General features: G+C 70.2%; 20 protein-coding genes. 7 read left to right on the forward strand and 13 right to left on the reverse strand.

Annotated elements, in window-relative coordinates; genetic code table 11:
* The first annotated feature begins 1 nt into the window (after window position 1).
* The gene (locus tag ABD108_RS03750; RefSeq protein WP_343929408.1) at window positions 2-922 is read left to right on the forward strand and encodes an SDR family NAD(P)-dependent oxidoreductase; all 921 of its coding nucleotides are present in this window, start codon (window positions 2-4) and stop codon (window positions 920-922) included.
* A gap of 2 nt (window positions 923-924) precedes the next feature.
* Here ABD108_RS03750 and ABD108_RS03755 read toward each other — a convergent pair whose 3' ends face one another.
* The 3 genes from ABD108_RS03755 to pdxH all read right to left on the reverse strand — a co-directional run bounded on the left by ABD108_RS03755 (window position 925) and on the right by pdxH (window position 3,644).
* Window positions 925-1,554, reverse strand: a complete 630-nt coding sequence (locus ABD108_RS03755; RefSeq protein ID WP_343929409.1) for a DsbA family protein — start codon at window positions 1,552-1,554, stop codon at window positions 925-927.
* Window positions 1,555-1,601: 47 nt separating this feature from the next.
* Window positions 1,602-2,828 (reverse strand): MFS transporter, encoded by a 1,227-nt coding sequence (locus ABD108_RS03760; protein WP_343929410.1) that lies wholly within the window; start codon window positions 2,826-2,828, stop codon window positions 1,602-1,604.
* Between the two features lie 195 nt (window positions 2,829-3,023).
* On the reverse strand, window positions 3,024-3,644 hold the full coding sequence (pdxH, locus tag ABD108_RS03765) for a pyridoxamine 5'-phosphate oxidase (protein ID WP_220658455.1): 621 nt from the start codon (window positions 3,642-3,644) through the stop codon (window positions 3,024-3,026).
* Window positions 3,645-3,689: 45 nt separating this feature from the next.
* Here pdxH and ABD108_RS03770 point away from each other — a divergent pair, with 45 nt between their 5' ends.
* Genes ABD108_RS03770 through ABD108_RS03785 form a run of 4 tightly spaced genes read left to right on the forward strand, consistent with a single transcriptional unit; the run spans window position 3,690 to window position 7,530 of the window.
* Window positions 3,690-4,796 (forward strand): citrate synthase 2, encoded by a 1,107-nt coding sequence (locus ABD108_RS03770; protein WP_220656452.1) that lies wholly within the window; start codon window positions 3,690-3,692, stop codon window positions 4,794-4,796.
* A gap of 3 nt (window positions 4,797-4,799) precedes the next feature.
* Window positions 4,800-5,924 (forward strand): phosphoserine transaminase, encoded by a 1,125-nt coding sequence (gene serC, locus ABD108_RS03775; protein WP_343929411.1) that lies wholly within the window; start codon window positions 4,800-4,802, stop codon window positions 5,922-5,924.
* Window positions 5,925-5,949: 25 nt separating this feature from the next.
* The gene (gene sepH, locus ABD108_RS03780) at window positions 5,950-6,732 is read left to right on the forward strand and encodes a septation protein SepH (RefSeq protein ID WP_220656454.1); all 783 of its coding nucleotides are present in this window, start codon (window positions 5,950-5,952) and stop codon (window positions 6,730-6,732) included.
* Between the two features lie 45 nt (window positions 6,733-6,777).
* Entirely contained in the window at window positions 6,778-7,530 is a 753-nt protein-coding gene (locus ABD108_RS03785) for a DUF6928 family protein (protein WP_220656455.1), read from the forward strand.
* A gap of 72 nt (window positions 7,531-7,602) precedes the next feature.
* Here the strand turns inward: ABD108_RS03785 and ABD108_RS03790 are convergent, their stop codons facing one another.
* Genes ABD108_RS03790 through ABD108_RS03820 form a run of 7 tightly spaced genes read right to left on the reverse strand, consistent with a single transcriptional unit; the run spans window position 7,603 to window position 16,468 of the window.
* A complete protein-coding gene (locus ABD108_RS03790; RefSeq protein WP_220656456.1) occupies window positions 7,603-8,814 on the reverse strand; it encodes an MFS transporter in 1,212 nt (403 codons plus the stop codon).
* Between the two features lie 36 nt (window positions 8,815-8,850).
* The gene (locus tag ABD108_RS03795) at window positions 8,851-10,317 is read right to left on the reverse strand and encodes an NCS1 family nucleobase:cation symporter-1 (protein WP_343929413.1); all 1,467 of its coding nucleotides are present in this window, start codon (window positions 10,315-10,317) and stop codon (window positions 8,851-8,853) included.
* 21 nt (window positions 10,318-10,338) lie between these two features.
* Window positions 10,339-11,835 carry a CoA-acylating methylmalonate-semialdehyde dehydrogenase gene (locus ABD108_RS03800; RefSeq protein WP_305110075.1) on the reverse strand — a complete coding sequence of 499 codons (1,497 nt, stop codon included), beginning with the start codon at window positions 11,833-11,835 and terminating at the stop codon, window positions 10,339-10,341.
* A complete protein-coding gene (locus tag ABD108_RS03805; RefSeq protein ID WP_343929415.1) occupies window positions 11,835-13,154 on the reverse strand; it encodes an aspartate aminotransferase family protein in 1,320 nt (439 codons plus the stop codon). The genes ABD108_RS03800 and ABD108_RS03805 overlap by 1 nt, the downstream gene beginning before the upstream one ends.
* Before the next feature lies 1 nt (window position 13,155).
* Window positions 13,156-14,178 (reverse strand): TIGR03842 family LLM class F420-dependent oxidoreductase, encoded by a 1,023-nt coding sequence (locus ABD108_RS03810; RefSeq protein ID WP_343929417.1) that lies wholly within the window; start codon window positions 14,176-14,178, stop codon window positions 13,156-13,158.
* A gap of 9 nt (window positions 14,179-14,187) precedes the next feature.
* The gene (gene hydA / locus ABD108_RS03815; protein ID WP_305110078.1) at window positions 14,188-15,609 is read right to left on the reverse strand and encodes a dihydropyrimidinase; all 1,422 of its coding nucleotides are present in this window, start codon (window positions 15,607-15,609) and stop codon (window positions 14,188-14,190) included.
* A 10-nt stretch (window positions 15,610-15,619) separates the two neighbouring features.
* Window positions 15,620-16,468 (reverse strand): nitrilase-related carbon-nitrogen hydrolase, encoded by an 849-nt coding sequence (locus ABD108_RS03820; RefSeq protein ID WP_220656462.1) that lies wholly within the window; start codon window positions 16,466-16,468, stop codon window positions 15,620-15,622.
* A gap of 121 nt (window positions 16,469-16,589) precedes the next feature.
* Between ABD108_RS03820 and ABD108_RS03825 the strand changes: the two genes are divergently transcribed.
* Window positions 16,590-17,978, forward strand: coding sequence for an aminotransferase-like domain-containing protein (locus tag ABD108_RS03825; protein WP_343929419.1), 1,389 nt, complete (start codon window positions 16,590-16,592; stop codon window positions 17,976-17,978).
* 12 nt (window positions 17,979-17,990) lie between these two features.
* On the opposite strand, the gene ABD108_RS03830 is transcribed toward ABD108_RS03825, so the two are convergent.
* Both ABD108_RS03830 and ABD108_RS03835 read right to left on the reverse strand, forming a co-directional pair.
* Window positions 17,991-18,266: a DUF2537 domain-containing protein gene (locus tag ABD108_RS03830; protein ID WP_305110081.1), complete on the reverse strand. Its 276-nt coding sequence runs from the start codon at window positions 18,264-18,266 to the stop codon at window positions 17,991-17,993.
* Between the two features lie 4 nt (window positions 18,267-18,270).
* Entirely contained in the window at window positions 18,271-19,077 is an 807-nt protein-coding gene (locus ABD108_RS03835; protein WP_343929421.1) for a TrmH family RNA methyltransferase, read from the reverse strand.
* A gap of 24 nt (window positions 19,078-19,101) precedes the next feature.
* Here ABD108_RS03835 and ABD108_RS03840 point away from each other — a divergent pair, with 24 nt between their 5' ends.
* Complete coding sequence (locus ABD108_RS03840) at window positions 19,102-20,253, forward strand: GNAT family N-acetyltransferase (RefSeq protein ID WP_220656466.1); 1,152 nt, start codon at window positions 19,102-19,104, stop codon at window positions 20,251-20,253.
* A 129-nt stretch (window positions 20,254-20,382) separates the two neighbouring features.
* Here ABD108_RS03840 and ABD108_RS03845 read toward each other — a convergent pair whose 3' ends face one another.
* Window positions 20,383-20,838 (reverse strand): MarR family winged helix-turn-helix transcriptional regulator, encoded by a 456-nt coding sequence (locus ABD108_RS03845; RefSeq protein ID WP_343929423.1) that lies wholly within the window; start codon window positions 20,836-20,838, stop codon window positions 20,383-20,385.
* Between the last annotated feature and the right edge of the window lie 11 nt (window positions 20,839-20,849).

Consider the following 20,849-nt stretch of genomic DNA (forward strand, 5'->3'; position numbering starts at 1 on the left):
CATGACGAAGTGGACCGAACGGGACGTACCCGACCAGACCGGCCGGGTCGCGGTGGTGACCGGCGCCAACACCGGCCTCGGATTCGAGACCGCGCGCGTCCTCGCGCAGCACGGCGCCGAGGTGGTGCTCGCGGTCCGCGACACCGCGCGTGGCGAGGATGCGCTGCGCCGGATCACCGCCGCGGCACCGAATGCCACGGTGCGGCTGCACAGCCTGGACCTGGGCTCGCTGGACGCGATCCGCGACTCGGCACAGCAGTTGCACGCCAGCACGCCCCGGATCGACCTGCTGATCAACAACGCCGGCGTGATCCCGCCGGAGCGGCAGACCACCGCCGATGGCTTCGAATTGCAGTTCGGCACCATGCATCTGGGGCACTTCGCCTGGACCGCGCAGGTGCTCGACCTGGTACTCGACGTGCCCGGCTCCCGGGTGATCACCGTGGCGAGCGATTCGCACCGCTACCGCCGCGCGATCGACTTCGGCGATCTGCAGTGGGAGCGGTCGTACCCGAAGGTCGCGGCGTACACACAGGCCAAGCTCGCGAATCTGTTGTTCCACTACGCCTTGCAGCGCCGCCTCGAGGCGCGGGCGCGGGGTGAGCGCGGCACCGTGGCCCTCGCGGCGCATCCGGGCGTCGCCAACACCGAGGCGGGGCGGCACCTGCCGCCCATCCTGCAGCGCATCATCATGGCCTCCACGCCGATGTACCAGGACGCGGCGAGCGGCGCGCTGCCGCAGCTGCGGGCCGCGACCGATCCTGGTGCGCTCGGCGGCCAGTACTTCGGTCCCGACGGGCGCGGCGAGCGGCGCGGCAACCCGAAGGTCACCGTGTCCTCGCAGTACTCCTACGACGCCGCGGCGCAGCGGCGGCTGTGGCAGGTGTCCGAGGAGCTCACCGGGGTGAGCTTCCCGATCTGAGGTCAGCCGGCGAGCACCTTCTGCAGCCAGCCGGTGTCGGTGAGGTCGACCCTCGTGCCCTTGTTCACCACGGTGGGCGTGCCGGTGCCGCCGATGCTCTTGAGGGAGTTCAGGTTCGCGGCGGCGATGGCCGCGGCGTCGACGCCGGTCTTCCCGTCGCGGATCTTGGCCACGGTCGCGGCGGGCACCCCGGCCTTCGCGGCGACGTCGGCGATCTGCGGGTCGGTCAGGTCCGACGGTCCGCCCTCGCGCGGCTGGGCGGCGAACAGTGCGGTCACGAAGCGCTGGGTGATCACGGGCGAGGAGTCCTTCGCCGTGGCCGCGAAGGCCTTGATCGCGCGCGAGGAGTAGGTGCCGCTCGCGGACTGGCGGTCGAGGAAGGCCATCGGCCGGTAGGCCACCGTGAGCGTTCCCGCCGTGATCGCGGAGGTGATGGCGGCGCCGTCGCGCTTCTCCAGGTTGGCGCAGGCGGGGCACAGGAAGTCGACGTACATGGTGATCTCGCGGCCGCCGGAGCCCACCTTCACGGCCCCGTCGGAGACGGACTGTCCGGGGGTGGACGGCGCGGCGACCGCAGTCCCGGTGATGGATCGGGAGCAGCCGCTGAGCGCGAGCAGCGCGACGACAGTCATCAGTACCAGAGTGATTCCGCGGTTCGCCTTCATGACCACAGCGTAGGTCAGCGGGTCACGCGGTACCGCACGAAGGCCGGGACGGCGAGCGCCGCGATCACGGTGAACACGATCACCAGCACGCCGCCGCCCGCCGCGGCCATCGCGGCACCCGCCGAGGCGGCCGCGGCGCCGTGCAAGGCATCGCCGATGCGGGGGCCACCGGCCACGACCACGGTGAAGACGCCCTGCAGGCGCCCGCGGACATCGTCGGTCGCGGCCTCCTGCAGCATCGTCGTGCGGAAGGCCGCGGAGAACATGTCGGCTGCGCCGCCGAGGGCGAGCAGCACCAGCGCCGCCCAGAGCCAGCTGAAGTGCGCCGCCACACCGAAACCCGCCATCGCGGCACCCCAGAGCACGATCATCACGATCACCGACAGGCCCTGCCGGGAGACCCGCGAGGTCCAGCCCGAGAGCACGCCGCCGAGTACCGCGCCCACCGACATCGCCGCGAACAGCGCACCGAACACCCAGCCGCCCTCGATGGGATCGCCGAAGTTCTCGTGCGCGATCTGCGGGAACAGCGCGCGCGGCATGCCGAAGACCATGGCGATGATGTCCACCACGAAGCTCATGAGCAGCACCTTGTGCCCGGCGAGGTAGCGGAAGCCGTCGATCACCGAACTCAGCCCCAGCGACTGCCCCTTGTCCTCCGCCTTGATCGACGGCAGCTTCCACACCGCCCAGAGCGTGACCATGAGGCTCGCGGCGTCGAGCGTGTACAGCCAGTGCACGCCGATCACCGGGATCAGCGGCGCACCCAGCATCGGTCCGGCGATGGCGCCGAACTGCATCACGGTCATGTTGAGCGAATTCGCCGCCGGCAGCTGCTCCGGCGGGACGAGCCTGGCGTAGATCGCGGAGCGCGTCGGCTGATTGACGCCGAAGAAGGCCTGTTGCAGTGCGAAGGCGCCGAGGATCAGCCACACGTTGTCGGGCAGCAGGGCGAGCATCAGCGCGGTGCCCGCGAGGCCGAGGGTGGTGCCGATGATCACCAGCCGGCGGTCCAGGGCGTCGGCGATCGCGCCGCCCCACAGGCCGAAGATTACCAGCGGGACCAGGCCGAAGACGCCGGTCAGGCCCACGTAGGCCGACGAGCCCGTGATCGCGTAGATCTGCGCGGGGACCGCGACGGCGGTCAGCTGCGCGCCGATCACGGTGACGATGCCCGTCCACCACAGTCGCCGGTAGTCCGGGTTCTGCAGCGGTCGCGTATCCGCGAGGAGTCTCGGCACCAGGAAATCGTACGGCGTCCTCACCACCGTCCCCGCCGTCCCGGCTCCCGCTGTGACGTACCCCGGCACCCTCGGTGCCCCACCCCGCGCCGCCCTCCGTAGCCCGCCCGCGCCGCCTTCCGTGACTTAACTGCGTTACGTGTAGGCGAATCCCCAGGAGACGGTGTGGGCTAACGCTGTTAAGTCAAGGAGGGGTCAGGGTTGGAGGCGGACGGGGGTGAAATCGGGGGCCACGAGGCGGACGCGGTTGTGCACGCGGTTCTCGCGGCCCTGCCAGAACTCGACCACCTGCGGGGTGATCCGGTAGCCGCCCCAATCCGGGGGCACCGGCACGTCCTGCCCCTCGAAGCGGGCCTCGACCTCGGCGAAGCGGCGGGCCATCTCGGCACGATCGGATACCGGGCGGGACTGATCGGAGCTCCAGGCCCCGAGCTGCGAGCCCCGGGGGCGCTGCGCCCAGTACTCCGCGGTCTCCTCCGCCGTCACCCGCGTCACCCGGCCGCGCACGTGCACCTGCCGGTGGATGGCGATCCACGGGAAGGTCACCGAGGCAACCGGGTTCACCGCGATCGCGATCGCCTTGTCGGAGCCGTAGTTGGTGTAGAAGACCACGCCGCGCTCGTCGAGACCCTTGCACAGCACGGTGCGGGTGGCGGGCAGCCCCGTCTCGTCGACGGTGGCGAGCACCATCGCGTTGGGCTCCGGCGCACCGGCGGCCACCGCCTCGTCGAACCAGGCCCGGAACACGGGCACCCATCCGCCCTCCAGGCTCTCGGGCCCCAGGTCGGTTTCGTCGCCGTCGTACTTCTCACGCATCGCACTCAGGTCCACGGAGCCAACCTACTCACTAGAGTCGACGTCATGGCGAGTGACATTCCCGGCGGTCTCGAGGGCGTGGTGGCCTTCACCACCGAGATCGCGGAACCCGACCGCGACGGCGGGGTGCTGCGTTACCGCGGCGTGGACGTGGCCGATCTGGTGCGCAACCACGTCACCTACTCCGAGGTGTGGGGCCTGCTGGTGGACGGCGAGTGGGGCAACCCGCTGCCCGCGGCCGAGCCCTTTCCGCTGCCGATCCACAGCGGCGACGTCCGCGTGGACGCGCAGGCCGGGCTCGCGATGCTCGGCCCGCTGTGGGGCTTCGAACCGCTGCTCGACATCGACGATGCCACGGCCCGCGAGAACCTGGCCCGCGCCTCGGTGATGACGCTGAGCTTCGTCGCGCAATCGGCCCGCGGCCTGGAGCGGCCCGCGGTGCCGCAGCACATCATCGACCGGTCCCCCACCGTGACGCACCGATTCATGACCCGCTGGCACGGCGAACCCGATCCCGATCACGTGCGGGCGATCGACGCCTACTGGGTGGCCGCGGCCGAGCACGGCCTCAACACGTCGACGCTGACGGCGCGGGTCATCGCGTCGACGGGGGCCGACGCCTCGACGGCACTGTCGGGTGCGGTGGGCGCACTGTCCGGCCCGCTGCACGGCGGCGCACCGTCGCGCGTGCTCCCGATGCTCGACGAGGTGGAGCGCACCGACGATCCGCGGTCGGTGGTCACCGCGCGCCTGGACCGGGGCGAGAAGATCATGGGCTTCGGGCACCGGGTGTACCGCGCCGAGGACCCGCGCGCCGCGGTGCTCCGCGAGGTGGCGCGGGATCTGGACGCGCCCCGCTACGAGGCCGCCGCCGCCCTGGAGCGCGAGGCCAACCAGGTCTTCGCCGAGCGCCGGCCCGACCGGGCGATCTCGACCAACGTGGAGTTCTGGGCGGCGGTGATCCTGGATTACGCGAACGTCCCGGTGCGGATGATGCCGGCGATGTTCACCTGCGCGCGGACCGCCGGCTGGTGCGCCCATGTGCTGGAGCAGAAGCGGTCCAACAAGCTGATCCGACCGTCCGCCCAGTACACCGGCCCCGCGGCCCGGCGGCCGGATGAGGTACCCGGGTGGGACACCATTAGGATTTAGGGCATGACGATCGAGATCCCCGCCGCGCTCAAGCCCGTCGACGGCCGCTTCGGCTGCGGCCCGTCCAAGGTCCGTCCCGAGCAGCTGCAGTCGCTCGTCGATACGGGCGCCTCGGTGTTCGGCACCAGCCACCGGCAGAAGCCGGTCAAGGACGTGGTGGGCCGCGTGCGCGACGGCCTCAAGGATCTGTTCAGCCTCCCCGAGGGCTACGAGGTGGTGCTCGGCAACGGCGGCACCACCGCCTTCTGGGACGCCGCCGCGTTCGGCCTGATCCGCGAGCGCAGCCAGCACTTCACCTACGGCGAGTTCTCCAACAAGTTCGCCTCCGTGGCCAAGGGCAACCCGTTCATCGGCGACCCGATCGTGGTGTCGTCGGATCCGGGCAGCGCGCCGGAGCTGGTCGCCGATCCGTCGGTCGACCTCATCGGCTGGGCGCACAACGAGACCTCGACCGGTGTCGCGGTGCCGATCAGCCGCCTCGCGGGCAGCGAGAACGCGCTGATCGCGATCGACGCCACCTCGGGTGCCGGCGGCCTGCCGGTGAACGTCGCCGACACCGACGTCTACTACTTCGCGCCGCAGAAGTGCTTCGCCGCCGACGGTGGCCTCTGGGTCGCGCTCATGAGCCCCGCCGCCCTGGCGCGCGTCGAGGAGATCAAGGCTTCGGGCCGCTACACCCCCGAGTTCCTCTCGCTGCCCATCGCGGTGGACAACTCGAGCAAGAACCAGACCTACAACACCCCCGCGCTGGCGACGCTGCTGCTGTTCGCGAACCAGATCGAGTGGATCAACGGCAACGGCGGCCTGGACTGGGCCGTGGGCCGCACCAAGGATTCCAGTGATCGGCTGTACCAGTGGGCCGAGGCCAGCGAGTTCGCCACGCCCTTCGTCACCGATCCGGCGCTGCGCAGCCAGGTGGTCGGCACCATCGACTTCGACGAGAAGATCGACGCCGCCGCCGTGGCCAAGACGCTGCGCGAGAACGGCATCGTCGATACCGAGCCGTACCGCAAGCTGGGCCGCAACCAGCTCCGCATCGGCATGTTCCCGGCCATCGATCCGGAGGACGTGACCGCCCTCACCCGGTGCATCGATTTCGTGGTCGAGCGCGTGTCTGCCGACGCGTAGCGGTTCGAACAACTACCCTTGCACCATGCAGGAACTGCGGGTTGTAGCGCTGGACGACGATGGGACGTCGCTGGTCTGCGAGGGCTCCGCGGGACGTTTCCGGCTGCCGATCGACGACACCTTGCGTGCTGCCGTGGCCGGTGAGCTGACGCGCGGCGTGCAGACCGAGCTCGAACTGGGTTCGGAGCTCTCGCCCCGCGATATCCAGGCCCGCATCCGCGCCGGCGCCTCCGTGGAGGAGGTCGCCGCGCTCGCGGGCGCCCCCGTGCACCGGATCAAGCGGTTCGCGAGCCCCGTGCTGCTGGAGCGTGCTCGGGCGGCGGAGCTGGCGCAGCTCGCGCATCCCGTGCGGGGCGACGGCCCGATGCACACGGCGCTCGCGGACGTGATCCGCGGCGCGCTGGTCGAGCGCGGCCACACCGACACCACCGAGTGGGACGCCTGGAAGGGCCCCGAGAACCGCTGGGTGGTGCGGATCGCGTGGACGGTGGGCAAGTCCCGCAACGAGGCGCACTACAAGTTCGCGCCGGGCGCCCACGGCGGCACCGCGACCCCGATCGACGACACGGCCCGCGAGCTGCTCGATCCCGATGCCCGGCGCGCCCTGCGCAGCATCGAGCGCACCGCCCCCGTCGACGATTTCGAGGTCGACGAGCCGCTGCGCGCGGTGGGCGGCGAGCCGCCCCACCGCGCACCGGAGGCACCGCGGCAGGCCCCCGAGGCGCCCCGCGATCACGACCGGCGGCATCCCGAGATGCCGTCGTGGGAGGACGTGCTCCTGGGCGTCCGCGGCGGTAAGAACGGCTGACGGACCGACCGCCGCACTGCACTTCTCGACAGGAGGGGACGATCCGTGGGCGCGAGAGCCGCGACTATCTGGTTCATCGACGTTGCCGAGCCGAAGGGCATCCTGGCCATCGCCGGGCGGCCCGACGAGGCCGCATCCCGTGCGGTGGCCGAGCGCATCCTGGGCGGCCCCGTGGCGGGGCGTCCGGAATCCCTGGCCCGCGCGGCGGATCCGCTGCCGGGGCACGTGTACGTGGGCTCCTACGGCGGGCTGACGGTGGTGGCACACGAGGGCCTGCGCGTGACCCGTCCCAGTGAGCTGGCCTCGTCGTGGTGGGAATTGGTGCCCGCCGCGCGCAGCTTCCTGCTGATCGCCGATCCGGATCGCGCGGTGGGCGGTTTCGCCATCCACACCGGCGATGCCGTGCGTCGCGCCTTCGCGGCGCATCCGCTCGACATCCTGGAGGACGAGGGTCTGCCGGAGCGGTTCGAGGGCCCGTTCTGGGCGGGTGAGCACCCGTTGACCTACGCGGAGGGCGTGCAACCCGATCCGCGCGCGCTCCCCTTCCATCCGATGGAATTCGCCGAGCAGGCCAACCGGGAACTGTTGGGCTTCCGGTTCACGCACCCGCTGGAGCCGACGGATCTCGATCCGGCGCGGATCCAGGTGATCGACTTCGTGCCCGCCGCGGCGGTCGCCGAGCCGCCGGTCCAGCAGGCGCCCCCGCAGGTCCCCGACGGTGCGCCGCAGCCCCCGGTCGAGGAGCCCGAGCCGAATCATGAGGACCGCGGCAAGGTCCGCAGCTTCTTCGGCTTCTGATCCGCGGCGGGGCCGCATCGCGAAACTGTCGCTCAGCGCGCACCTGCGGCCATAGTGTCCTCGGCCGGCCGCTCAGACGCTGTTTCGCGACGCACGCAGCGCGTACATCCCGCACACCGCGCAGGTGACAGCGGAGACCACACCGCCCACGATCAGTGGCGCGGCGGGCGTGGTGGCATCCGCGATGACGCCGAGCAGCGGGGCCCCCAGCGGGGTGCCGCCGAGGAAGGCCAGCATGTAGATGCCCATGACCCGGCCGCGGAACTCGGGATCCACTGATAGCTGCATGATGCTCATCGCCGAGGTGGTGAAGGCCATCTGCAGGAATCCCACCGCGATGAGCAGCACCGCCGCCAGCCAGAACCAGGGCGCGAAACCGGTGAACACCTGCGCCACACCGAAGGCGGTGCCGCCGAGCAGGCAGGTGCGCAGCTGCGCCCGGCCGGTACGTTTGGCGGCGATCAGCGCACCGGAGAGGGTGCCCACGGCGAGCATCGTGGACAGCAGCCCGTAGGCGTCGGCACCGAGCCCGAAGCCCTTGCGGGCCAGGATGGACAGGGCCAGTGGGAAGTTGATGCCGAAGGTGGAGACGAAGAAGACCGCGACGATCACCAGCAGCAGCTCGGGTCGCCGGCGCACGTACCGGAAGCCCTCCCGCAGCTGGCCTTTCGCCCGCTCCACCGGCGGCGACGGGTGCAGCTCCCCCACCCGCATCGCCACCAGGGCGGCCACGATCGCGCCGGTGAAGACGGCGTTGACCGCGAACACCCAGCCCGTACCCACGCCCGCGATCAGCAGCCCGGCGATGGCCGGGCCCACGATCCGCGCGGCGTTGAAGACCATGGAGTTGAGCCCGATCGCGTTGGGCAGCAGCTCCGGTCCCACCATCTCGATGGTGAAGGCCTGCCGGAACGGGCCCGCGATCGCCGCGGTGCATCCGAAGACGAAGGCGATCACGAAGACGTGCCACAACTGCACGGCCCCGGTGAGCGTGAGCACCGCGAGCGCGGCGGCGCACAGCGCGGCCGCGGACTGCGTGAACATCAGCGCCCGCCGCTTGTCGTAGCGGTCGGCGAGCAGTCCCGCCCACGCGGACAGCAGCAACGTGGGGCCGAACTGGAGGGCCATCACCGCGCCCAGCACCCAGGCGCGGCCGTGCGCCAGGTCCAGCACCAGCCAGTCCTCGGCGACGCGCTGCATCCAGGTGCCCACCAGGCTCACGGACTGGCCGCCGGCCCAGAGCCGATAGTTCCGTGTCCGCAGGGACACGAAAACACTCGGCATACTTCTAATAGTAGTCCTAAGTTTCGGACCGCCCCGTCAGCTCTCGGTGGCGACCGCCTCCGGGCTCGGGACCCGCGAGCCGCCGCCGAGCAACGGGGTCAGGACCAGCACCAGGACCGCCCCGAGAGCCGCACCGATCGGCCAGCTCAGCGCTGTGACGTACTGCGAGGTGGGCACCAGCGCGATCACCACGGCCACGGCCCCGGAGATCGCCAGCGCCGCTACGGCCGCGGGGTTGACGCCGCGGACGAAGTAGTACGAACCGTCGGGGCGGGTGGAGTACAGGTCGGCGATCCGCGTGCCCTGCTTGCGGATCAGGTAGTAGTCGACGACGAGGATGCCGAACACCGGCCCCATCAGCGCTCCGACGCCGCCGAGGAAGTACACCACCGCCGTCTCGCTGCCCCACACCTTCCACGGCAGCACCACGATCGACAGCACGGCGGTGATGATGCCGCCGGTGCGGAAGGAGATGTACTTCGGCGCCACGTTGCTGATGTCGTAGGAGGGCGAGACGAAGTTGAGCACCACGTTGATGCCGACGGTGGCGATGGCGAACAGCAGTGCCGCGATCACCACGATCACGTCCGAGTCGATCTCCGAGACCAAGGCCACCGGATCCTTCGAGCTGTCCCCGAAGACCTTCAGCGAGCACAGCGAGATCACCAGGGAGATCAGCACGAAGGCGGTCTCGTTGAGCGGGATCCCGAGGGCGTTTCCCCGCTTGATGGCGCGGGTCGACGGTGAGAGCCGGGCGAAGTCGGCGTAGTTCACCAGCGGGCCGGCCATGAACGCCACCATGAGGAAGGCGACGGCCACGAACGCGGCCACGGTGCTCGGCCCGGACAGTGGCGAACCGGTGCGGGCGTTCCAGTCGATGCTCCAGTCGGCCTTGTTCAGCATCCACAGCGCCAGCGCGAACATCCCGATCCACACCACGGGTCCGGCGAAGTCCGAGACCCGGCGCACGATGTCCATGCCGTAGGACAGGATCAGCAGCTGCACCACCCACAGGCTCATGAAGACGATCCATCCGAGCGGGCTCTGCCCCAAGAAGCCGCCGTGCGTCCACGCCTCGGTGGACGGCCAGATCCGCACGATGAGGGCGATCACCGCCAGCGCCGCGAGGTAGGTCTGGATGCCGTACCAGAACACGGCGACCAGGCCGCGCAGCAGCGCGGGGATGTTGGCGCCGAAGATCCCGAAGGTGGCGCGGGCGAACACCGGGAAGGGCACGCCCACCTTCTGTCCGGCCACGCCGATCAGGTTGGACCCGGCCCACAGCATCAGGACGCCGACGAACAGCGCCGCCACCGTCTGCCAGCCGCTCAGGCCCAGGGCGAGCATGCCCACGGCGAAGCCGTAGCTGCCCAGGCTGTGCGCGGAGGTCATCCACAGGCAGAACAGGTCCCACGACTTCCAGGTGGCGTTCTCCTTGGTCGTGGGGGCCAGATCTGCGTTCAGCAGCGCCGAATCACTGGGCGCGGTTACCGGTTCGGACATGGCGGAGCCCCTGTCGTTCGATCAGTCGTTCTGTGGGAAACCGAGATTGATGCCGCCGTGGCTGGGGTCCAGCCAGCGCGAGGTGACGGCCTTCTCGCGGGTGAAGAAGGCGTAGCCGGCGGCGCCGTAGGCCTTCGCGTCGCCGAACATGGACGCCTTCCAGCCGCCGAAGCTGTAGTAGGCCACGGGAACGGGGATCGGCACGTTGATCCCGATCATGCCCACCTGGACCTGCCGCTGGAACCGGCGGGCGGCGCCGCCGTCGTTGGTGAAGATCGCGGTGCCGTTGCCGTAGGGCGAGGCGTTGATGATCTCGATCGCCTCAGCGAACCCGGACACTCGGATCACCGAGAGCACCGGGCCGAAGATCTCGTCGCGGTAGGCGGCGGAGTCGAGCGGCACCCGGTCCAGCAGGGTGGGGCCGAGCCAGAATCCGTCGGCGGCACCGTCGAATTCGTCGCCCCGGCCGTCGACCACCACGGTGGCGCCGTCGGTGGCGGCGATGTCGATGTAGCCCGAGACCTTGTCGCGATGCGCGGCCGTGATCAGCGGGCCCATATCGCAGCCGCGGCGGCCGTCGCCGGTGCGCAGTGACGCCATCCGGGTGCGGATGCGCTCGATCAGGTCGTCCGCCACGGAGTCGACCACCAGGAGCGCGGAGACGGCCATGCAACGCTCACCGGCGCTGCCGAATCCGGCGTTCACGGCGGCATCGGCGGCGAGGTCCAGATCGGCGTCCGGGAGCACCAGCATGTGGTTCTTGGCGCCGCCGAGGGCCTGCACGCGCTTGCCTGCGGCGGTCGCCTGCTGGTAGACGTACTGCGCGATCGGAGTGGAGCCGACGAAGGAGATCGCCGCGATGCCCGGGTGCACCAGCAGCGCGTCGACGGCCTCCTTGTCGCCGTGCACCACATTCATCACGCCGGCCGGAAGTCCCGCCTCGTCGAGCAGGGCGGCCAACCAGTTCGAGGCCGACGGATCCTTCTCACTCGGCTTGAGGACCACCGCGTTCCCGGCCGCGATGGCCAGCGGGAAGAACCACAGCGGCACCATCGCCGGGAAGTTGAACGGGCTGATGATGCCGACCACGCCCAGCGGCTCGCGGACCGAGTACACGTCCACACCGGTGGAGGCGTTCTGGGTGAACTCGCCCTTGTTCAGGTGCGGCATGCTGAGCGCGAAATCGACCACCTCGATCCCGCGGGCGATCTCGCCGGCGGCGTCGGCGAGCACCTTGCCGTGCTCGGCGGTGAGGATCTGCGCCAGCTCGTCGCGGCGGCTGGTGAGCAGCTCGCGGAACCGGAACAGCACGTCCATCCGGCGGGCGATCGACGCCTCTCCCCATTCGACCTGCGCCGCCTTCGCCTGCGCCACCACGGCGTCGACATCGGCGGCCGAGGCCAGCCGCACCTGCGTGCTCACGGTGCCCACGGCGGGGTCGTACACCGGCGAGGTGCGGGTGGAGGTGCCGGACCACGGGCGGCCGGCGACGAGGTGATCGAGGGTGGGAACGGTCATCAGATTTCTCCTGACATCAGGACGGAGCGGTAGATAGCGATCGCCTCGGCGACCTCGACATCGGTGACGGTGCACGGGGGGACCACGTGGATCCGGTTGTCCGTCACGAACGGCAGCAGGCCGCCCGCGATCAGGGCGGTCTTGATCCGGCCCATCCGGTCGGCGCGCAGTGGTGCGCGAGTGGCGCGGTCCTCGACCAGTTCGAGTGCCCAGAAGACGCCCTCGCCGCGCACCTCGCCGATCAGTGGGCAGTCCTCGGCCAGCGCGCGCAGTGCCGGGCCGAGCACATCGCGCCCGATCCGGGCGGCGTTGTCGACGATGCCCTCCTCGGCCATCGTGTCGAGCGCCGCGACGATCGAGGCGCACGCCAGCGGGTGGCCGCTGTAGGTGAGGCCGCCCGGGAACACACGGTCGTCGAAGGTCTTCGCGATGGCCTCGCCGATCACGACGCCGCCCACCGGCACGTACCCGGAGTTGACGCCCTTGGCGAAGGTGATGAGGTCGGGTCGCACGCCGTGCCGGGTGTGCGCGAACCACGCGCCGGTGCGACCGAAGCCCGCCATGACCTCGTCGAGGATCAGCAGAACGCCGTGCTCGTCGGCGATCTCGCGCACACCGGTCAGGTATCCGGGCGGCGGCACCAGCACCCCGGCGGTGCCGGGGACGGACTCCAGCAGGATCGCCGCGATGCGGTCCGGGCCTTCGACGGTGACGGTGCGCTCCAGGTGCGCGAGCGCCCGCTCGCACTCCTGCTCCGGTGTCTGCGACCAGAATTCGGAGCGGTACAGGTACGGGCCGTGAAAGTGCGCGTGTCCCTGGGCGTACTCGTTCGGCAGCCGCCGCCAGTCCCCCGTCGCGGTGACGGCCGACCCGGTGTTGCCGTGGTACGAGCGGTAGGCGCTGAGCACCTTGCTGCGCCCGGTGTGCAGGCGCGCCATCCGGATCGCGTTCTCGACCGCGTCCGCGCCGCCGTTGGTGAAGAAGACCTTCGTCAGGCCGTCGGGCGCGAGCTCGACGATGCGGCGCGCCGCCTCGCCGCGCGCCAGGTTGGCGGCGGAGGGGCCGATGGTGCACAGGCGCGCGGCCTGGTCGGCGATCGCGCGCACCATCGCCGGGTGCTGGTGCCCGATGTTGACGTTGACCAGCTGGCTGGAGAAGTCGAGATAGCTGCGCCCGGCGCCGTCCCACACCCGGGTTCCCAGTGCGCGGCTGACCACCATCGGGTCGAGCGCCGCCTGGGCCGACCAGGAGTGGAAGACGTACTCGCGGTCCAGTTCGTAGGCCAGACGGTCCGGGTCCGCGGTGTCCACGGCGGCCATCTCAGGCGTCCTTCTTCGCCGTGATGGTGCGGTTCACGGTGGGGATGATGTGCTCGCCGTACTGGCGCATCGTCTCCTCCTTGTTGTCGTGCTGCAGGTAGCCGGCGAACTGGTGCACGCCGAGTTTCTGCAGTGCTTCGATCTTGGTGAGATGGTCGGAGACGGTGCCCAGCAGGCAGAACCGGTCGATCACCTCGTCGGAGACGAAGTCGGCGTGGGTGTTCCCGGCCTGTCCGTGCTGGTTGTAGTCGTAGCCGCTGCGCTGGGCGATGTAGTCGGTGAGGGCGGCGGGTACCGCGCCGCCGGCGCCGTACCGGGCCACGATGTCGGCCACGTGATTGCCCACCATGCCGCCGAACCACCGGCACTGATCGCGCTGATGCGCGAAATCATCGCCGACGTACATCGGCGCGGCGACGCAGATCTTCACCGCCTCGGGATCGCGGCCGGCATCGGACGCGGCCGATTTCACCGCGTCGATCATCCACGCCGCGATGTCCAGATCGGCCAGCTGCAGGATGAATCCGTCGGCCACCTCTCCGGTCAGCGCCAGCGCCTTCGGGCCGTAGGCCGCGACCCACATCTCCAGCTCGGAGCCGGTGCTCCACGGGAACTGGAGCGTCGAGCCGCGATACTCCACCGGCCGGGAGTTGGCGAGTTCGCGGATCACGTGGATCGATTCGCGCAGGGTGGCCAGCGTGGTGGGCTTGCCGTTCGTCACGCGCACGGCGGAGTCGCCGCGGCCGATGCCGCACACGGTCCGGTTGCCGAACATCTCGTTGAGCGTGGCGTACAGCGACGCCGTTACCGTCCAGTCCCGGGTGGCGGGATTGGTGACCATGGGGCCCACCGTGACTCGCCGGGTCTCGGCGAGCATCTGCGCGTACAGCACGTAGGGCTCCTGCCACAGCAGGTGCGAATCGAAGGTCCACACGTGGTTGAAACCGTGCGACTCCGCCAGTTTGGTGAGCGCGATGGTGCGTGCGGCGGGTGGGTGGCACTGCAGGACGACACCGAAATCCATGGTCAGCTCCTAGATGAGGTACTGGCTCAGCGCGCGGCGGACGTACTTGCCATCGCCCTTGCGGCCGAGGTACTGGTCGTCGTCCACGATCACCTTGCCGCGGGAGAGCACGGTGTCGACGTGGCCGTCGATCTCGAAACCCTCCCAGGCGGAGTAGTCGAGGTTCATGTGGTGCGTCTTCTCGAGTCCGATGGAGGTGTGCCCGTTCGGGTCGTAGATCACGATGTCGGCGTCGGCGCCGGGTGCGAGAACGCCCTTGCGGCCGTACATTCCGAACATCCGCGCCGGGGTGGTGGAGGTGATCTCCACCCAGCGTTCCAGGGTGATCTTCCCCGAGACCACGCCCTGGTACATCAGGTCCATCCGGTGCTCGACCGAGCCGATGCCGTTGGGGATCTTGGAGAAGTCCCCGATGCCCATGTCCTTCTGGCCCTTCATGCAGAAGGGGCAGTGATCGGTGGAGACCATCTGCAGATCGTTGGTGCGCAGCGCCTGCCACACCTCGTCCTGGTGGTGCTCGTGCTTCGAGCGCAGGGGCGTGGAGCACACCCACTTCGCGCCCTCGAATCCCGGTGCGCCGAGCTGATCCTCGAGCGAGAGGTAGAGGTACTGCGGGCAGGTCTCCCCGTACACGTTCTGCCCCTGGTCCCGCGCCGCGGCGAGCTGCGCGACCGCCTGCTTCGCGGAGACGTGCACCACGTACAGCGGCGCCCCGGTGAGCTGGGCGAGCATGATCGCGCGGTGCGTGGCCTCCTCCTCGAGCTGCCAGGCGCGGGCGATGCCGTGGTAGTACGGGTCGGTCTTGCCCTGCGCCAGCAGCTGTTCCACGAGCACGTCGATCGCCGGGCCGTTCTCCGCGTGCATCATGGTCAGCAGCCCGGTATCGGCGGAGACCTGCATCGCGCGCAGGATCTGCGCATCGTCGCTGTAGAAGACGCCCGGGTAGGCCATGAACAGTTTGAAGCTGGTGATGCCCTCGTCCTGCAGGCCGCGGATGGCGGACAGCGAGGCCGCGTTCACATCGCCGACGATCTGGTGGAAGCCGTAGTCCACGGCGCATTCCCCGCCGGCCATCTCGTGCCAGGTGGCGAGTGAATCCTCCAGGCGCTCACCGAACTTCTGCACCGCGAAGTCGATGATGGTGGTGGTGCCGCCCCAGGCGGCGGCGCGCGTCCCGGTCTCGAAGGTGTCCGAGGCGTTGGTGCCGCCGAAGGGCATCGACATGTGCGTGTGCGCGTCGATGCCGCCCGGGATCACGTACTTACCGGTCGCGTCGATCACGGTGTCGGCGGTGGCCGCGAGGTCGCTGCCCAGCACCGTGGTGCCGGGTTCGAGCAGCGCCACGATCCGCTCCCCGTCGACCAGGACGTCCGCCGCGCCGCGTCCGGTGGCCGAGACCACGGTGCCGCCCTTGATGAAGGTCGTCGTCATGGCGGCCGCCCTAGCGCGCGGGGATCGCGGTGTAGGAGTCCGGGCGACGGTCCCGATAGAACTGCCAGTCGTTGCGGACCTCGCGGACCAGCCCGAGGTCGAGGTCGCGGATCACGATCTCCTCGGTATCGGTCGAGCCCGCCTCGCCGACCAGGTTGCCGCGCGGGTCCACGAAGTAGGAGGTGCCGTAGAAGGTGACCGCGAGGTCGCCGAATTCATCGGTCTCCGTGCCGATCCGGTTGTTGGCCGCCACGAAGTACTGGTTGGCCGCGGCTGCGGCGGGCTGCTCCAGCTCCCACAGCCGGTTCGACAGCCCCGGCTTGGTGGCGGACGGGTTGAAGACCAGTTCGGCGCCGCCCAGGCCCAGCTCGCGCCAGCCCTCCGGGAAGTGCCGGTCGTAACAGATGTACACGCCCACCTTGCCGACGGCGGTGTCGAAGACCGGGTAGCCGAGATTGCCGGGGCGGAAGTAGAACTTCTCCCAGAACCGGTCGAGGTTCGGGATGTGATGCTTGCGGTACTTGCCCAGGTAGCTGCCGTCGGCGTCGAGGACGGCGGCGGTGTTGTAGTAGAGGCCGGGCATCTCCTCCTCGTACACGGGGAGCACGATCACCACGCCGAGTTCCTTGGCGAGCGCGCCGAACCGCTCGGTGAGCGGGCCCGGCACCTGCTGGGCGTACTCGTAGTACTTGGCGTCCTCGACGATGCCGAAGTAGGGGCCGTGGAACAGCTCCTGGAAGCAGACGATCTGCGCGCCGTCCGCCGCGGCCTGCCGTGCCAGCGCCTCGTGCTTGTCCACCATCGACGCCTCGTCACCGGTCCATGTGGCCTGCGTGATGGCCGCCCTGATCACCGTCATCGTGTCCTCCGATCCGTCTCGACTACTTCTGATACTCTCCTGGGTAAACATTTCCCGAATATTTCAGTTGCGCGAGAGTATGTTACGGAGTGTGCCGCACCGCGGCCCCCGAGGAGGCGAGATGGATAAATCTCCGGCCGACCCGATTCGTCCCACGCCGGCGCTGCACATCGACGACCCCACACCCGCCGGGATCGCGGGTGCGATCGCACGCATGATCAACACCGGCGAGCTCCTGCCGGGCGACCGGCTGCCCACCGTGCGCGCCCTTTCCCAGCAGTTGAGCGTCTCCCCCGCCACGATCAGCCACGGCTGGCAGGCCCTGGCCCGCTCGGGCCTGGTCGTATCGCGCGGGCGCAGTGGCACTTTCGTCGCCGACGGTGCGGACCGTCGCCCCGCCTCGTCGTCGCGGACGGGCGCCATGGCAAGCCAGCACGGCGACGTCCGATGGGATCTCTCGCTCGGCGCTCCCGATCCGCGGCTGTTGCCGGAGATCGCGCAATCCCTTGCGGCGGTGGCCCGCCGGGGCGAGACCACGAACTATCACGAGCACCCCGTGGTCCCCGAGCTCGGGGCGCTCCTGAGCAGCACCTGGCCCACCTCCTCAGAGGCCCTGACCATCGTCGACGGCGCCCTGGACGCGGTCGTGCGCGCGCTCGACGCCACCACCCGCTACGGCGACCGGGTGATCGTGGAGAACCCGACCTTCCCCCAGTTCCTGGATCTGCTGGAGATCAACGGCCTGCACCCGCTCCCCGTGGGCCTCGACGACGAGGGGATCCGCCCCGACGATTTCGCGCAGGCGCTCGCGCAGGGACCGTCGGCCGCGATCATCCAGCCCCGCGCGCACAATCCCACCGGCCGCTCGATGTCACCGGGCCGCGCGAAGGAACTGGTGCGCCTGCTGCGCGGGAATGCGCAGTGCATGGTGATCGAGGACGATCACTCCGGTTCCGTGGTGGCCGCACCGGATCTGAGCCTGGGCCGATGGATCCCCGAACGGGTGCTGCACATCCGCAGCTTCTCCAAATCGCACGGCCCCGACCTGCGGATCGCGGCCATGTCCGGCCCGGCCGAGGTGATCAACCGGGTGGTGACCCGGCGCGCGCTCGGCCCCGGCTGGACGCCGCGCATCCTGCAGCGCCTGCTCTACGACCTGCTCTCCGATCCGACGGCGGAACGCACGGTGGCCCGGGCCCGCGAGGAGTACGCGCGCCGCCGCGACGCCCTCGTCCCCGCGATCGAGGGAATCGACGCCGCCGCGGCCACCGCCGAGGGCCTCAACCTCTGGATCCCCGTGGACGACGAGCGGCGGGCCCTGATCCACCTGGCAGCGGAGGGCATCCGGGTGGCGCCCGGCACCCCGTTCGTCGTGGGAACGCCCGAGACCGACCACGTCCGGGTCACGATCGCACCGCTCGACGCCGAGTTCGCCGACGTCGGACGGGCCGTGGCGACGGCCGCCGCCCCGTTCAAACGGGACGAGTTCTACGCGCTGCGCGAGCTCTGAAGCCCCGCCCGCCTATCCGACCACGCCGTTTCCGATGGCCGCCAGTGCGCAGAGCCAGGTGAGCAGGAGCGCGACGGCGCCGCCGGCGCAGAACCAGCGCGTGACCGGCCGGTGGCGGTAGCCGTACAGCACCGGTGCCGCGCCGCCGGTGCCGAGGGCCAGGAGCCCGAGCCCCAGCCACATGTTCACCAGCATGACCGTCACGAACAGCAGTGAGAGCACCGTGCCACCGAGCATCGCGACGAGCACCGCCACCGCGGTGCCCGTGAAGGCCGGTGTGTATCGCACCCGTTCACTGTGACATGCGTTCGTACAAGGCGACGGCCGTGGCGGTCGCGACGTTGAGCGAGTCGGTGCCGCGCGACATCGGGATGGCGGCCCGGACATCGGCGGCGGCGAGCGCCTCCGGGCTCAGCCCCGGGCCCTCCGCACCCACCATCAGCGCCACCCGCTCGGGTGCGCCGGCGAGCGCGCCCGCCACCGTCGCCTCCCCCGACGGAGTGAGCGCCACGGCCCGGAAGCCCCGCTCGGCCAGCAGTCCGAGCCCCGCCTCGGGCCAGTTCTGCGCCGGCAGGTGCGCGAAGGGCACCAGCAGCACGTGCCCCATCGAGACCCGCACGGCCCGCCGGTACAGCGGATCCGAACAGCGCGGCCCGAACAGCACCGCATCGGCGTCGAGGGCGGCGCAGTTGCGGAAGATCGAGCCCAGGTTCTCGTGATCGTTGACCCCCTCCAGTACGACCACGGTGCGCGCCTCGTCGAGGAGGCGGCCGGGGTCGAGCGGAGCGGGGCGTTCGGCGGCCGCGAGCACCCCGCGGTTGAGGTGGAAGCCCACCACCTCGGCCATCAGATCGGCGGTCACCTCGTACCGCGGCACCTGCGGCGACCGGTCCGCGAGGCGTTCCAGTTTCCCGGCGGTCCCCATGATCGCGTGCGGTGGGAACCGCGAAGCGAGCATCCGCTCCACCACCGGCACCCCCTCGGCCAGCACCACCCCGCGCGCCAGGTCGGGACGCTTGTCGGCCGTCGAGAGATCACGGAAATCATTGAGCCGCTGATCATCCGGATCGTGAATGGGATAATTCGGTTGCGCCGCCACGGGTCCAGCCTAGTATCGATCCACGTGATCGAGATCCGTACCGCCACCGAGGCCGACTGGCCCGAGATGTTCGCCCACGACGTCCGCGCCTTCGGCTCCCCCTTCGAGGCGGAGGCCGCGGACCTCATCCGCCGCACCCTCGACCTCGACCGGTTCGTGGTGGCCCGCGACACCGAGGACGGCACGCTCGCCGGCGTGGCCGGCTCCTTCGCGCTCACCCTGACGGTGCCGGGCGGCGCGCAGCTCGCCGCTCCGGGCGTCACCTGGGTGTCGGTGGCGCCCAGCCACCGCCGGCTCGGCGTGCTGCGGATGATGCTCGACGAGCTGCACTCCCGGTACGCCGCCGAGGGCGCGGCAGTGGCGATCCTCACCGCGAGCGAGGGCACCATCTACGAGCGGTTCGGTTACGGCACAGCCACGTTCATCGACGAGGTGACGATCAACCGGCGGACCGCGCGGCTACGGGCGCCGATGCCCGGCCCCACCCGGACCCGCGCCGTGGAAGCCGAGGCCGCGAAGCAGCGGATCGAGGAGCTGTACGAGCGCTGGCACGCCGCCACCCCCGGTTCGGCGTCGGCGCAGTGGCAGTGGGAGCTCTTCCACGCCGACCCGCAGTGGTGCCGGTGGGGCGGCTCGGCCCGCCGCTACCTGCTGCATCCGGACGGCTACGTGACCTACCGGGTGGACGAGAAGGACCGCGCCCAGCTCGACGACGTCAAGGCACTCACCGACGAGGCGGCGGCCGACCTGTGGCAGACCGTCCTGGGACTGGACATCTTCGACGCGGTCACCGCGGACCTGCCCACCGACCACCCGCTCCGCGAGATGCTCGTGGATTCCCGGTCGGTCACGGTGACCGGGCACAAGGATCGCCTGTGGCTCAAGTTCATCGACGTTCCCGCGGCGCTGGAGGCGCGCACCTACGAACGGGACGCGGATCTGGTGCTCGCGGTCGACGGTGCGCCGTACCGGCTGCAGATCACCGCGGGGGCGGCCAGGTGCACGCCGGTGGACGCCGAACCCGTGGTGGCGCTCTCAGGGGCCACGCTGGCGGGCCTGTATCTGGGCGCGACCTCCCCGAGCACGATGGCGCGGGCCGGCCGGATCGACGGGGATTTCCGCGCGCTATCGGTGTTCCGCACGGAGCGACAGCCGGAACTCGGCACGGCTTTCTGACCCGGAATGGCAATCAGCACCGAATTGGGTACGCATCAGTAACCGGCGTACCGCTTTTTCGGGCCGATGCTATTTCTCTTTCGTCCTATGAATTCACACGGTGTGCGTAAATCTTCACACTGAAGGAAATCAGGACTGCGACTCTTCGCCGGCGATGAGCCGGTTGAGGATGTTCACGGCACCGTCGAGGGTCTGGCGCTCCGCGGGGGTGAGCTCGTCCAGCTTGCCCCGCAGCCACGCCTCACGGGCGCGCGCTTCTCCAGTGATCACCTGTTCACCCTCTTCGGAGAGACTGACGATCACCTGGCGGCCGTCCGTGGGGTGCGGCGCACGCCGGACGAGGCCGAGGTCCGCCAGCGTGGCGATCACGCGCGTCATCGACGGCGGTTGCACCCGTTCACGCGCCGCGAGCTGGCCGGGCGTCAGCGGCCCGTCGTTCGCGAGGGCGTTGAGCGCGGACAGTTGGGTCAGCGAGACCAGTGAGTCGCGCCGCCGGCCGCGGAGATGGCGCGCGAATCGCACGGTGGCGAGAGAGAGGTCACCGGCGAGACGGTCGTCATTGTCAGTCACGGCGCTAGAGTACATCCGAGAGAATG

It is taken from the genome of Tsukamurella strandjordii, from assembly GCF_039525985.1.
GTDB lineage: Bacteria > Actinomycetota > Actinomycetes > Mycobacteriales > Mycobacteriaceae > Tsukamurella > Tsukamurella strandjordii.